This is a genomic window from Odoribacter laneus YIT 12061 (assembly GCF_000243215.1).
GTDB classification, from domain to species: Bacteria; Bacteroidota; Bacteroidia; order Bacteroidales; family Marinifilaceae; genus Culturomica; species Culturomica lanea.
On sequence record NZ_JH594597.1, the window covers coordinates 268,180 to 282,065 of the forward strand.

A 13,886-nucleotide genomic window follows, 5' to 3' on the forward strand; every position below is an offset into this window, starting at 1 on the left:
GTAGCGAATCGTGGAGACTAAACAAGTTTAAGCCGAACAATTTTTCCCACCCCTTAAGTAGCTTGATTATCAATAATTCCGCAAACGTTTTCCGTTCTTTTTAAAGCTTATAAAATAAACTCATTCTAAATAACTACCTAAAAAACAGCTTTTTTTTGCAAAATTACCGCTTACGTTTGCGGAATAATTAGGGAAAACGAAGATGCTGACTACAGATTAAAATCCGAACCATTTTTTACTTTTTCTCAGAAAACAAATTTTGCTCCCTTACTGTCACAAGTTTTTCTATTTTTCGTATGACTGTTAAAAAACGAACCGATGAAGAAAATTTTTTTTCTATTCATTTTACTCATAAGCCTGGGAGCTTGCCGTCCCTCTTCCTCTTCCCCAGATACCCTAAATCCGGAAGAAGCGTTTCTCATTGCTCGTAATCAAGTAGGGCCTGTAAAAAAGGGGATGACTATCAAGCAATTGCGTGCTTTATTACCGGACGATCAGATGAAAAAGCTGGCCAGCCGTTCTGAACTGTCTGCAGAAACAGCAGACAATTATTACATTTACGACGACAGCACCCGATTATTATTCATTGTCAGTCCCCGGCGTAAAAACGATGAAACCTCCCGTATCAGCCAGGTCATTATCAAAGACCATCGGTTTACAACACGTTCTGGTATAGGCCTAACTTCAACGGTAGGAGAAATCCGCAATGCTTATCCCGATAGTAAAATCGTTCCTTCCATAAACGACATTATTTTATATGTCCGGGAACTGGACGCCAACTTTGAACTAGATGAACGCTATTTGTCCCCAACAATTTGGAATGACACGACAGGCAACATCCAAATCGACAGTATTCCCGCCTCTACCGAAATTACCGATCTGACCCTTGTCTGGACTTATGATGCCAGCAATATTACGGACAAATTATTCTGGAATGATCTGATTCATCATCTCGTCAATTGGATCGTCACCCAAGTTCCAGCCATTCTCCTGCTTATTCTCATCTTTATCGGCTTGTTGCGTTTACTTCGTTTTATCGTTAAAAAGATAAGAGAATCTGCTACCGAACGGCTTCAGAAATTGAAACAGGACGATAGCGAAGGTTTAAAACGGATCAATACAATCGCAGAAATTACTTATGGAATCGGACGAATTTTCCTTTGGACCATCTTTATCTTAATGCTTCTGGAAAAGTTCAACATCAACATCGCTCCCATTCTGGCCAGTGCCGGAATTGTAGGATTAGCCGTAGGATTTGGAGCTCAGGAATTGGTTCGCGACTTTATTTCCGGCTTTTTTATGCTATTGGAAGACCAAATCCGGGAAGGCGACGTAGCCATCATCAACGGAACGGGAGGCACAGTCGAAAAAATAGAACTCCGTACGACAACTCTCCGCGATGCTTCCGGGGTAGTACATATTTTCCAAAACGGCAAAATCAATACGCTTTCCAATATGACAAAAGAATGGTCCGCCATGGTAGTGGAAATCGGAGTCGCCTATAAAGAAGATACGGATCAGGTAAATACCGTTCTGAAAGAAGTAGGAGAAGACATGAAAAAAGATCCGGATTTCGGCCCGAATATACTGGGAGTTGACTTATGGGGAGTCGATCAATTTGCAGATAGTGCCGTCATTCTAAAAGTCAAATTGACCACCAAAGCCGGTCAGCAATGGAGTATCAGCCGGGAATTCCGCCGTCGTGTCAAAAAAGCTTTTGAACGCCACCACATTGAAATACCTTTCCCACATCTTAGCCTGTATGCAGGAGAAGTAACAAAACCGATGCCCATCACTCTTACAAAGGAAGAAACCGAAGATAAGAAATAAAAACAAACATAAAATTCACCTCAAAATCGTCTGCATTTTCTTTTTACTTATTATCTTTATTTCTCATTTGGGTTACTAACTTTTTTGACCAAATTATGGCTCGCTTTCTCAAAAACAAATCGAAATCGCAAGGAGCTGCCCCGGGATCCCTGATATTTATCGGCCAACAAAAAATGAAAGATCCTTTGCTGCGAGTAGTGCAATATAATAATGAAAGCCTGAAAGAGGAACATCCGAAATCCCTGACGGGCATCGAAAAATATATAGCAGACGATCACGTCACCTGGATTTCTCTCTACGGGCTTCACAATACAAAATATATCGAACAAATCGGGAAAATCTTCGACATTCCTTCCCTTATCCTGGAAGATATTCTGAATACAGACGAACGACCTAAACTCGCAGAAGATGAAAAACATATTTTTATCATCTTCAAAACGTTGTCTTACAATCCGGACATTCAAAAAATTCAAATCGATCAGATCTCTTTTATATTGGGTAAAAATTATCTGATATCGATTCAGGAATCCGCCTCTCCTTATTTTGAAGATATAGACAAACGACTGGCTTCCGGACTTTCCAAGATTCGGTCTTATAGTCCGGATTACCTTTGTTATGCATTAATGGATACACTGGTAGACGGTTATATCTTGACAATTGAAAATCTGGGAAGCGATATCGAAGCTCAGGAGAAACAATTGCTGACTGCCGATAAGAAAATCATAGAAGATATCTACCGTTACAAAACAGAACTATCCTATATCCGTAAAAATATCCGTCCTGTCAAGGAAGTAATGACCCGTTTTATGACCTCCGACTCAGATTTGATTAACGATAGGACGCTGAATTACCTGAAAGACCTCAAAAGCCTTGTTACTCAAGCTTTAGAAACCATTGAAATCTATTATATGATGGTAGCCGACCAACAAAATATATACAATAGTAATATAAGTAATAATGTAAACGATGTCATGAAGATCCTGACAATTTTCTCGGCCATTTTTATCCCTCTTACTTTCATCGTTGGAGTATATGGGATGAATTTCGAATACATTCCGGCCTTGAAATATCATTGGGCTTATTTTATATTATGGGCCGTTATGCTTGTCATCGTTATTATTATGCTACTGTTCTTTAAAAGAAAAAAATGGATATAATTTTATAAAAGAAGGGCAGGAAAGCAGCATGAGTGATTTGTGTGTGTTATTTCAGGAAAGATAACCGCTTCCCCTGCCCTTTTATCTGTAAGTATATACCGTAACTTTTCAGCTTACGTCAAGAGCCCTCCCCTTTCTTTACCTTCCTTGCGGCTCTCCTTTACTTATACTAACGACGAAGAGAAACACCCTCTCCTAAAACCTTCTTTCCCCCCACAAAAACGTGGACTCGCCGTCTGTTTATAGTGAGGCTCCGCCAGGTGCCCAAACACAAACATAGACAACGCAGTCCACGCATATAGGAATAAAGTATTATTCCCGTGTTTTGTAGAAATCTGGCGGATTTCACTATAAGAATAATATAAGTGATAAACTGGTCATTACAGAACCTTTTTAACAGGCTCCTAACGACACAAATATATACTAAAATTTTCAAAATAGAACGATATAACATCCAATTTTACAAACATTGGATTAAAAAAATCAACATTTACCGATACAAAAAACGTGGATCTGCATTTATCTGAGAAAAGGCCCCGCCAGAAGCCCCGATACAAATAAATACAAGAATCCACGCTTGAACGTAAATATCACCTGCATTTATTCCTGTATCATTAAAATCTGGCGGATTTTTTCTCAAGAATAAATATAAATCTCTTTTTATTGCTTTCAGTCTACACCTTCATACTACACAGCACAAAGATAAAATAACTTCTCTGAAATTAAAAGAGTTTGTGGAAAGCTTAAATTTTTAAATACAAAACGACAGGGAAACGAAAAGAACAGGTAAAAAAGAAACAACCGATATTTCTATATAACAAAAAGCTGTCAGTTCGTACTGGCAGCTTTTTCAAAAAAGGTTATCTGAAAATCAGCCTTGCATAGCTGCAGGCGAAGTAACAGTTTCCTCTTTTACAAACTCTCCTGCTTCACTGAAATATGCCGTTACTTTCGCATCATCTTTCTTCAAGATTAATTTGTAATCATTTGCACTTCCTTTATAAGCCGCTTCTATCGTATAACCGGTGTATTTTGCTGCGGCAGCTTTCGTGACGGCTTCCGGAAGAGTAGCTGTTTCCACGGCTGTATATACATTTTCTTGCTGAGCAAAATAAAGATTTTGTGAAGGTACATCTTTTTTCAAAGTATCTTCTCTAATCGTATCTCTCGACATAAACGGTCCTCCCTCAGCTGTTACAGCAGCCGAAGCCGGTACGAAAAATAAACTCAATGATACCATCACCAATACATTTGTTACTAGATTTTTCATGACTCAAAAATTTTAAAGTTTAACAATCGTCTTTCTTAAATGTGATCACTCCCCGCTTTCTTTTCTTATACCTGAAAAAGTTATACCAAAAAATACTTATGGAATTCCTATCATTTCTATCTAACTGATAAAGAGCAAACTAGGTTCGTTTCCCTTCTTGTCAAAAAAAATAAGTGTAGAATTTTGTAGAAATTCAGAAAAAAATAGGGGAATTAATCCCCATTATTATTCCTAAAAAAGTAAAATTCAAGAATTAACACATTGATTAACAATGCACAACAACTTAAATAGATATTAAATATATATTTAAATTGTTTACAAAGAAGAAAATAGATAAAAACAGTAGGTGAATTTTGCAAAATCTTTAAAAAGAAAAAGAATATTATTTAAAATTCTATAAGTAATCCTTTTTATAAAAAAATAAAGCCGTCAAATTTTTCATTCGACGGCCTTCTTTATTTGAAATATTTCCTTACTTACTAAACTTCTTTCCACAAAATTTAGCATCTTTCCCCAGTTGTTCCTCAATCCGTAATAATTGGTTGTATTTCGCCATACGATCGGACCGGCTCAGAGAGCCCGTTTTAATCTGTCCGGAATTAGTAGCCACAGCTATATCCGCAATAGTGGCATCTTCTGTTTCCCCGGAGCGATGAGAAGTAACTGTAGTATACCCAGCGCGTTGAGCCATTTCAATGGCATCCAGAGTTTCCGTCAACGTACCGATCTGGTTCACTTTGATGAGGATGGAATTCGCGCAACCCAATTCAATTCCCTTTTGTAAATATTCTACATTCGTTACAAACAGGTCGTCTCCCACCAATTGGCAGCGATCTCCTATTTTAGCCGTAAGCATTTCCCAGCCATCCCAATCATTTTCAGCCATCCCGTCCTCTATGGAATCAATCGGATATTTGGAAATCAATTCTTCCAGGTAAAGTACCTGTTCGGCAGAAGTACGACGAGCCCCGTGAGAACCTTCAAACTTGGTATAATCGTACACCCCGTCCTTATAAAATTCCGAAGAAGCGCAATCCAAACCGATCATAACGTCCTTACCAGGTTTATATCCAGCTTTTTCTATCGCTTTCATAATAGAATCCAATGCGTCCTCCGTTCCCTCCAAAGCAGGAGCAAACCCGCCTTCGTCACCGACAGCTGTACTCAATCCCCGGTCGTGTAATACTTTTTTCAATGTATGAAACACCTCTGCCCCCATCCGTAAAGCTTCCTTAAAACAGGAGGCGCCGATCGGCCGGATCATAAATTCCTGAAAAGCGATAGGGGCATCCGAATGAGAGCCTCCGTTAATAATATTCATCATCGGTACAGGCAATAACTTCGCATTACATCCTCCTATATAGCGATACAGAGGTATTTCCAATACATTAGCAGCAGCTTTAGCGCAAGCCAAAGATACTCCCAGCATCGCATTGGCACCTAAATTACACTTCGTCCTCGTCCCGTCCAATTCGATAAGCATCCGGTCGATTCCCACCTGATCCATAACATCCATTCCTAACAATGCATCCGAAATAACGGTATTTACGTTCTCAACAGCCTTCAATACACCTTTTCCCATATACCGTGATTTATCTCCATCCCTCAATTCCAAAGCCTCATTCTCTCCGGTTGAAGCCCCTGAGGGCACAGCCGCCCTTCCCATTACGCCCGATTCCAATAAAACATCCACTTCCACAGTGGGATTACCACGGGAGTCTAAAATCTCCCGGCCAACGATTTCTACAATATGTGTCATAATTTTTTATATTTTTTAATTTAACGCTATTTTATTCATCCAAGTTACGACAAAAGAACGGAAAAACGAAAAAGAAAACCGAAAAAAATAAAAGTCATCTATAAACAACATCACCTTATAGAAATATTCTATACCATTCTTTTCTTTTAAAATAAAGATCATTCCTTTTTCCTGACCCAGTAAAGAGGGCATAACCATTTGTCGGCAATATATTCCTCCTCTTGTATAGGGAATCAGTTCAATAACTATAAAAAAATTCCTCTCCTATTTTCAAAACAGAAGAGGAATAAGAAAAAAAGCCTTATTAGTCACGAAGTTTCTCTTTGCGAAGCGGACGCACTTCTATCCATTCTCCTTCTTCTCCAAAACGTCCTAAAAATTGGATTTCTAAGGTCGAATCGGATTCTACCATACATGTATCACGACGATCGAATATAAAATAGTAACGACTTTCACGAACCAAATCCTGCAAAAATTTTTGAGGAGAAGGATAACCGTATTTTTCATAAAGCGTATATAACTTTCCATTACCATAGATATATTGGCGGCTCTCCAAAGTATTCGGTTCTAAGATCAGTGAAGAAAAAATCGTACCTAATTCCAGCGTATCGGAACGAAATATTCCGTAACAATCAAAGCCATGAGGCAATTGTGGCGCAGGTATATTTGGCATATAAACAGTTACAACACTATCGCTTCGATTGATCACAGTTATATTCAAAAAGACCATACCTATAAAATAATTACCTTCCGGATACTGATTACTGTAGGCACTATCTATGGTAATAGTTATGCCATCCTTATGACTTTTTCCGAAAACTATTTCACGCTCCGGAAAAAACAGAATGATCAAAAACAAAATCTTGAAAAGTTTCATTTATACCAATATTTTAAAAATTTATCATATACTTTATAATAATAATCAGGATTCTCTTCTGTTACGGTATGCCTATATCGCCGCATGATATCTCCCCTGAATACCGGCGTACATTTTTGCCAACTGGGATGATCTACCTGCAAGTCATAAGCCATATAATGAGTTTTATTATGATCACCGTATTTACGAACCCCATGACCGGTATACTCGTGAACCCCTAATATATTTTCCACTTGTTCAACCAGTGTAAAATCCCTCTGTACACCACTATTCCCCTGATTGACAGATATACGGAAAGAATCCGGACCTTTAAGATTCTTATTAAAGAGTATTCTTTCCGATACCGCTGCCTGCAGGTTTAGCAAATTTACCCGATTTCATCGTTTCAAAAATGCAGAATAAAATCCCGTTAACCAAAGTAATTTAGTCAACAGGACTTTTTATTATCATTTATGACTATCAAAATTACACATTATAATGATCTATTTTTCTTATACAATAAACGGATAAAATCAGTCCAAAAATAGCATAAACAACTATCACCTTTGTAGTTATAATTAACTCATAAAAATATTCTCGTTCACAAATAGGTAACAAACATCCCATATTACCATTCGGAAGACCGTCATTAAAACAATACTTAATATGAACCATTTGACTTATATTAAATATTATCTCATAAACGATTACGGCTAATGATATTTAAACAAATAATATAAAAAAGAGCTTTTCAAAAATATTTTACTCATAATTACCAATAATTTTCTGCTCCATTTCACAGCTTCAGTTCTTTTTTAATTTTTTTCTAACGAATTTCCCTTCTGTAAAAAGAACCCCGGTAATCGTAATCTCGGCCAGAATAATCCGTTACGCCCAACTTCTCTCCTCCAGCCGTATAACGGTAACGGACTTGAGGAACTCCCGAACGGCTGGCCTTATTCAACAAACTTAAATAATTATATTGATAATTCAAATCACGACTGTTATCTATTTTTAAATTACTGTTTAAATCGTCAGATTTCTGAAGAAAAAATGTCATTTTAAAGTACTCCGTATTCCTATAAAAATTAACAGGAATAGGATACAATTCTAAATAAAAGCCTCTATAAAAAAAGAAAAAGAAAATAAATAACCCCCATTTTTGTCTGCAGCCGGACATAAAAAAAACCGTTCTGTCTGAGCAAAACGGTTTTTATAAAGAGTTGAATAAGGTTATTCTGCTTTAGGAGCTTCTGTTTCGGGAGCAGCAGATTGGGAAGCTTCTTCCACTACAGCGTCAGAAACGTCAGCAGTTGCTTTTTTAGAGGAAGATCTTCTTCTGCGGGTAGCCGTTTTCTTCACTTCCTGTTTTACTTCGGTATAAGTAGCATTGAAATCCACCAATTCCAACATACAAGTTTCGGCATTATCCCCAATGCGGTTTCCTGTTTTAAGGATACGGGTATATCCACCGGGACGGTTTACAATTTTCGGGGCTACTTCTTTGAACAATTCGGTAACGGCTTCTTTTTGTCCAAGGTAACTGAACACCACACGGCGGGAATGCATATTATCGTTCTTGCTTTTGGTGATCAGGGGCTCAACATATATTTTCAAAGCTTTTGCTTTGGCAACTGTAGTATAGATTCTTTTGTGAAGAATCAAAGAAGCTGCCATATTAGAAAGTAATGCTTTTCTATGAGCGCTTTTTCTATTCAGATGATTAAATTTCTTACAATGTCTCATTTTACTTATTCCTTGTCTAATTTATACTTAGATACATCCATACCGAACTCAAGGTTGTTATTTTCAAGCAGAGCTTCCAATTCCGTCAAAGATTTCTTACCGAAATTACGGAATTTCAACAAGTCGTTCTTATTGAATTTTACCAATTCTCCCAGAGTTTCCACTTCAGCTGCTTTCAGGCAGTTCAAAGCCCGTACAGAAAGATCCATATCGACGAGTTTTGTCTTCAACAGTTGGCGCATATGCAACACTTCCTCGTCAAATTCTTCATTTCCGTATTTATCTTCTGATTCCAGGGTAATCTTTTCATCGGAAAACAACATGAAATGATGGATCAGAATTTTAGCAGCTTCTTTCAAAGCATCGGTAGGATTAATAGAACCATCGGTTTCTATTTCAAGTAAAAGTCGTTCATAGTCCGTTTTACCTTCCACACGATAGTTCTCTATCTCATATTTTACATTTCTGATAGGGGTGTAAATTGCATCGATCGGAATAAATCCCATATCGGCATCTATCGGCATATTTTCAGTGCTGGGTACATATCCGCGTCCTTTCTGGATGGTGATTTCCATCTGGAAATTAACGCTGGGGTCCATATTACAAATGACCAGGTCATTATTCAACACCTCGAAACCTGTCAGGAACCGGTTGATATCCCCTGCAGTAAAAGTTTCCTGCCCAGAAACAAGAACAGTCAGCCTTTCATCCTCCACATCCTCTACTTTTCTCTTAAACCGAACTTGCTTCAAATTCAGGATAATCTCGGTCACATCCTCGATTACTCCCGGAATGGTAGCAAACTCATGTTCTACGCCATGAATTTTTATACCGGTAATCGCAAACCCTTCCAAGGAAGAGAGCAAAATCCTGCGCAGCGGATTACCAATGGTGATTCCGTAACCCGGCTCCAGCGGACGAAATTCGAATTTACCGAATTTGTCTGTCGACTCGAGCATGATTACTTTGTCCGGTTTCTGGAAAGCTAATATTGCCATAAATATTTTATTTATTACTTAGAATACAATTCTACGATTAACTGTTCTTTGATGTTTTCCGGGATATCGCTTCTCTCCGGAACATTCAGCAGTTTACCACTCATGGAAGCGGCATCCCATTCCAGCCAGGAATATTTGATCACCCGGTTGCTTCTCAACGCTTCTGCTATAACTTCCAATGCTTTTGATTTTTCACGAACGGCCACAATATCACCCGGCTTTACAGCGGCGGACGGGATATTGCATACGGTACCGTTAACGGTAATATGACGGTGGGACACCAACTGGCGGGCAGCTGCCCGGGTCGGCGCAATCCCTAACCGATAAACGGTATTGTCCAGACGGCATTCCAGCATCTGTAACAACACTTCACCGGTAACACCTCCGCTGCGTTCTGCTTTTTCAAATAAATTACGGAATTGTTTTTCAAGCAAACCGTAAGTATATTTTGCTTTTTGTTTTTCTTTTAACTGAACTCCGTATTCCGAAATTTTCTTCCGGCGACGGGCCAAACCATGCTGTCCGGAGGGATAATTTCTCCGTTCCAGTGCTTTATCCGGGCCATAAATCGGTTCCCCGAATTTTCTTGCTATTTTAGACTTAGGTCCTGTATATCTAGCCATTTTACTTCGAATTATATTTACACGTTACAATAAATTGAAAATAAAAATCCTCCAATGATTCTTATTTCCTTACACTCTCCGGCGTTTCGGGGGACGGCAACCGTTATGCGGCAGCGGAGTTACGTCGATAATTTCGGATACTTCAATCCCACTTGCATGAATAGCGCGGATCGCTGATTCCCGACCATTACCCGGACCCTTTACATATACTTTGGCTTTTCTCATTCCGAGATCAAATGCCACTTTTGCACAATCGCTGGCTGCCATCTGTGCAGCATAAGGAGTGTTTTTCTTCGATCCTTTAAATCCCATTTTACCGGCTGACGACCATGAAATAACCTGACCGGTTTGATTCGTCAACGAAATAATAATGTTATTGAAAGATGAATGAACGTGTGCTTGTCCAACGGCTTCTACTTTAACTAACCGTTTTCTGTTTGATGTAGACTTCTTTGCCATAATTCAATTCAATTATTTAGTTGCTTTTTTCTTGTTAGCAACAGTTTTCTTCTTACCCTTCCTTGTACGGGCATTGTTCTTTGTACTTTGTCCTCTTACGGGCAATCCCAGACGATGACGGATACCCCGGTAACAACCGATATCCATCAAACGCTTGATGTTCATCTGAATGGTAGATCTCAGCTCTCCTTCAACTTTGTACTCTGCATTGATCACTTTTCGTACAGCTGCGAGCTGGTCGTCATTCCAGTCTTTTACCTTAGTGTCAAAATCGATGCCGGCCTTACTCAGAATGGTCCGGGCACTACTTCTACCTATACCGAAGATATAGGTCAAGGCTATTTCTCCTCTTTTGTTTGAGGGTAAATCTACACCTACGATTCTTGCCATAAATCTCTTTTAATTTTACAGATTAATGAATCAACCCTGACGTTGTTTAAACTTCGGGTTCTTTTTGTTAATGACGTACAAAACGCCTTTTCTTCTTACAATCTTGCAATCGTCATTACGTTTTTTAATGGACGCTCTTACCTTCATGGTTTTTAAATTTGAATATTCACAAATAATACATCGACAGCTCACCTCCCTGAAACCTCCGAAAAAATCTCAGCTCCTTAAACGTATCGATGAATTTAATTTTTATATCTGAACGTAATTCTGCCTTTCGTCAGATCATAGGGCGACATATCTACCCTCACCCGGTCCCCAGGAAGAATTTTTATATAATGCATCCGCATTTTCCCGGATATATGAGCGGTGATAATATGTCCGTTCTCCAACTCTACCCGAAACATCGCATTCGACAACGCTTCGGTTATAACTCCATCTTGCTCTATTGACGGCTGTTTTGCCATACTTTAATTTAATTGATTATCAAATTGTTCAGAGGTATTCTCTCCCTTCAGGGATTTTTTCTCTAAATTTTTTTCTACAAATTCAAACGAAGACAAAATATCGGCCCCGTGTTTGCCTATAGCTACAGTATGCTCAAAATGAGCCGAAGGCATTCTGTCACGTGTCCGTATGGTCCATCCGTCGGCATCCTGATAGACGTGACGCTTTCCCAGGTTGATCATCGGTTCGATCGCAATGACCATTCCCTCCGCTAATTTCGTCCCTTGTCCACGACGTCCGTAATTCGGCACCTGAGGCTCTTCGTGCATATCCCGTCCGACACCATGTCCGACCAACTCCCGGACTACCGAATAACCGTTTGCTTCACAATAACTCTGTACGGCATAGCCAATATCTCCTATCCTCAATCCGGCAACTGCTTTTTCAATACCCCGATACAAAGCGTCTTTCGTGGTACGCAATAATTTCCGGACTTCTTCCCGGACCTCTCCCACTTCAAAGGTATAGGCGCTATCTCCATAATACCCGTTCTTCAACGTCCCGCAATCTATGGAAACGACATCTCCTTCTTTCAAAATACGATGGGCGGAAGGAATTCCATGTACCACCTCTTCGTTAATGGAAATACACAAGGTATTCGGAAATCCGCCGTATCCTAAAAAGCCGGGCAGGGCTCCATGATCCCGGATAAATTCCTCTGCGATACGATCCAGTTCTAAAGTTGAAATCCCCGGACGAACATGCTTTGCCATTTCACCCAGAGTCTTTCCAACCAGAAGATTACTCTCCCTCAGTAACTCAATCTCTTCTGCTGTCTTTAAAAAAATCATGCCGCAAAAGTAATACTTTTTTTAAAAGTCTCAAAGTTCCAAGCTTTTAAAAGTGGAAGATGAGCGTAAAAAAGTCGCAAAGCCCCGAATATTTTCAGCAACTTTACGACTTCTGTTTCTTAATATGCAGCAGGTCCTCCCGGAGTCTTTCCCTTGATCCTTCCCGTCTTCATCAATCCGTCGTAATGACGCATTAACAAATGGGACTCAATCTGTTGCAAGGTGTCCAATACCACTCCTACCAGAATCAGCAATGAAGTACCTCCATAGAAATGTGCAAACTGATTATTCACTCCGGCAATTATTGCAAAAGCCGGTAATATAGCAACGATCCCCAAGAAAATAGACCCGGGCAAAGTAATGCGTGACATAATCGTATCCAAAAATTCCATAGTCTTCTTGCCTGGTTTCACTCCCGGTATAAACCCACCGTTCTTCTTCATATCCTCCGCCATTTGTTGAGGGTTGATAGTGATTGCAGTATAAAAATAAGTAAACAATACTATCAAAATAAAGAACGTAAAATTATACCAGAAACCGGTAAAATTGGAAAAAGCAGCAGCAAATCCCGATAAAGATTCAGAAGCTGCATAATTGACAAATGAAATCGGCAGCAACATCAAAGCCTGGGCAAAGATGATCGGCATTACACCGGCCGCATTGATTTTCAAAGGTATATACTGGCGAACCCCGCCATATTGTTTATTTCCTACAATACGTTTCGCATATTGTACAGGAACTTTACGGGTACCTTGTACCAACAGTATTGTTCCGCAGAATACCAGGAACAACAGAATCAATTCCACCAATAAAGCGACCATTCCGCCGCCTTGCTGAGACATACGGGAAGCTCCTTCCGCAAAGAAAGCAAAAGGCAAACGGGCAATAATACCAATCATAATGATGATGGAAACTCCGTTACCGATACCTTTATCCGTAATTTTTTCACCCAGCCACAGCACAAACATAGAGCCGGCGGCCAGAATAATGACAGACGAAATTGTAAAGAAAGCTCCTTTGATCACAAATGCCCATTCTGGAATCTGTGCATGTAAGTTGGTCAGATACGCTGCTCCCTGTAATACGAGGATGATCAGAGTCAGATAACGGGTAATCTGATTGATTTTACGCCTTCCGCTTTCTCCTTCCCGCTGCATACGCTGGAAGTAAGGCACTGCGATTCCCAGCAACTGAACCACAATAGAAGCTGAGATATAAGGCATAATACCCAATGCAAATACCGAAGCATTCGAAAATGCTCCTCCGGAAAACATGTCCAACAAACCCATTACTCCTGTCGCAGTCTGCTCCTTCAAAGCAGCAAGCCCAGCTGGATCAATACCCGGCAGTACGATTTCTGTACCCAAACGGTATACAGCTATCAGCCCTACCGTCATGAGAATCCGGGTCCGGAGTTCCTCAATTTTCCAAATGTTCTTTAATGTATCAAATAACTTCATAAGTTCTTCCTTATTAATAGTTCATAAAGTCAATAAAGCCGGA

16 protein-coding genes are annotated in these 13,886 nt (G+C 39.5%); 2 read left to right on the forward strand and 14 right to left on the reverse strand.

Going from position 1 to position 13,886, the window contains the following annotated elements; genetic code table 11:
- Positions 1-318: 318 nt before the first annotated feature.
- Both HMPREF9449_RS15985 and corA read left to right on the forward strand, forming a co-directional pair.
- Positions 319-1,830 (forward strand): mechanosensitive ion channel family protein, encoded by a 1,512-nt coding sequence (locus tag HMPREF9449_RS15985; protein ID WP_009137802.1) that lies wholly within the window; start codon positions 319-321, stop codon positions 1,828-1,830.
- 95 nt (positions 1,831-1,925) lie between these two features.
- The gene (corA, locus tag HMPREF9449_RS13415; RefSeq protein ID WP_009137803.1) at positions 1,926-2,987 is read left to right on the forward strand and encodes a magnesium/cobalt transporter CorA; all 1,062 of its coding nucleotides are present in this window, start codon (positions 1,926-1,928) and stop codon (positions 2,985-2,987) included.
- 871 nt (positions 2,988-3,858) lie between these two features.
- Here the strand turns inward: corA and HMPREF9449_RS13420 are convergent.
- From HMPREF9449_RS13420 to secY, 14 genes are all read right to left on the reverse strand, one after another.
- The gene (locus tag HMPREF9449_RS13420) at positions 3,859-4,257 is read right to left on the reverse strand and encodes a hypothetical protein (RefSeq protein ID WP_009137805.1); all 399 of its coding nucleotides are present in this window, start codon (positions 4,255-4,257) and stop codon (positions 3,859-3,861) included.
- Positions 4,258-4,729: 472 nt separating this feature from the next.
- On the reverse strand, positions 4,730-6,016 hold the full coding sequence (gene eno / locus HMPREF9449_RS13425) for a phosphopyruvate hydratase (RefSeq protein ID WP_009137806.1): 1,287 nt from the start codon (positions 6,014-6,016) through the stop codon (positions 4,730-4,732).
- Between the two features lie 304 nt (positions 6,017-6,320).
- Positions 6,321-6,893 (reverse strand): hypothetical protein, encoded by a 573-nt coding sequence (locus HMPREF9449_RS13430; RefSeq protein WP_009137808.1) that lies wholly within the window; start codon positions 6,891-6,893, stop codon positions 6,321-6,323.
- Positions 6,890-7,258 carry a hypothetical protein gene (locus tag HMPREF9449_RS13435; protein WP_009137809.1) on the reverse strand — a complete coding sequence of 123 codons (369 nt, stop codon included), beginning with the start codon at positions 7,256-7,258 and terminating at the stop codon, positions 6,890-6,892. Before HMPREF9449_RS13435 ends, HMPREF9449_RS13430 begins: the two co-directional genes overlap by 4 nt.
- 440 nt (positions 7,259-7,698) lie before the next feature.
- The gene (locus HMPREF9449_RS13440) at positions 7,699-7,932 is read right to left on the reverse strand and encodes a hypothetical protein (protein ID WP_009137811.1); all 234 of its coding nucleotides are present in this window, start codon (positions 7,930-7,932) and stop codon (positions 7,699-7,701) included.
- Positions 7,933-8,105: 173 nt separating this feature from the next.
- Positions 8,106-8,618 carry a 50S ribosomal protein L17 gene (gene rplQ, locus HMPREF9449_RS13445; protein WP_009137812.1) on the reverse strand — a complete coding sequence of 171 codons (513 nt, stop codon included), beginning with the start codon at positions 8,616-8,618 and terminating at the stop codon, positions 8,106-8,108.
- Between the two features lie 5 nt (positions 8,619-8,623).
- A complete protein-coding gene (locus HMPREF9449_RS13450; protein ID WP_009137813.1) occupies positions 8,624-9,616 on the reverse strand; it encodes a DNA-directed RNA polymerase subunit alpha in 993 nt (330 codons plus the stop codon).
- A 14-nt stretch (positions 9,617-9,630) separates the two neighbouring features.
- Positions 9,631-10,239, reverse strand: coding sequence for a 30S ribosomal protein S4 (gene rpsD, locus HMPREF9449_RS13455; RefSeq protein WP_009137814.1), 609 nt, complete (start codon positions 10,237-10,239; stop codon positions 9,631-9,633).
- Positions 10,240-10,308: 69 nt separating this feature from the next.
- Positions 10,309-10,698 carry a 30S ribosomal protein S11 gene (gene rpsK, locus HMPREF9449_RS13460; RefSeq protein WP_009137815.1) on the reverse strand — a complete coding sequence of 130 codons (390 nt, stop codon included), beginning with the start codon at positions 10,696-10,698 and terminating at the stop codon, positions 10,309-10,311.
- A 12-nt stretch (positions 10,699-10,710) separates the two neighbouring features.
- Positions 10,711-11,088, reverse strand: a complete 378-nt coding sequence (rpsM, locus tag HMPREF9449_RS13465) for a 30S ribosomal protein S13 (protein WP_009137816.1) — start codon at positions 11,086-11,088, stop codon at positions 10,711-10,713.
- Positions 11,089-11,118: 30 nt separating this feature from the next.
- Positions 11,119-11,235, reverse strand: coding sequence for a type B 50S ribosomal protein L36 (gene ykgO, locus HMPREF9449_RS16310; RefSeq protein ID WP_071987208.1), 117 nt, complete (start codon positions 11,233-11,235; stop codon positions 11,119-11,121).
- A gap of 95 nt (positions 11,236-11,330) precedes the next feature.
- Complete coding sequence (gene infA / locus HMPREF9449_RS13470) at positions 11,331-11,552, reverse strand: translation initiation factor IF-1 (protein ID WP_009137817.1); 222 nt, start codon at positions 11,550-11,552, stop codon at positions 11,331-11,333.
- Between the two features lie 3 nt (positions 11,553-11,555).
- Entirely contained in the window at positions 11,556-12,383 is an 828-nt protein-coding gene (gene map, locus HMPREF9449_RS13475) for a type I methionyl aminopeptidase (RefSeq protein WP_009137818.1), read from the reverse strand.
- A 119-nt stretch (positions 12,384-12,502) separates the two neighbouring features.
- Complete coding sequence (gene secY, locus HMPREF9449_RS13480) at positions 12,503-13,843, reverse strand: preprotein translocase subunit SecY (RefSeq protein WP_009137819.1); 1,341 nt, start codon at positions 13,841-13,843, stop codon at positions 12,503-12,505.
- Between the last annotated feature and the right edge of the window lie 43 nt (positions 13,844-13,886).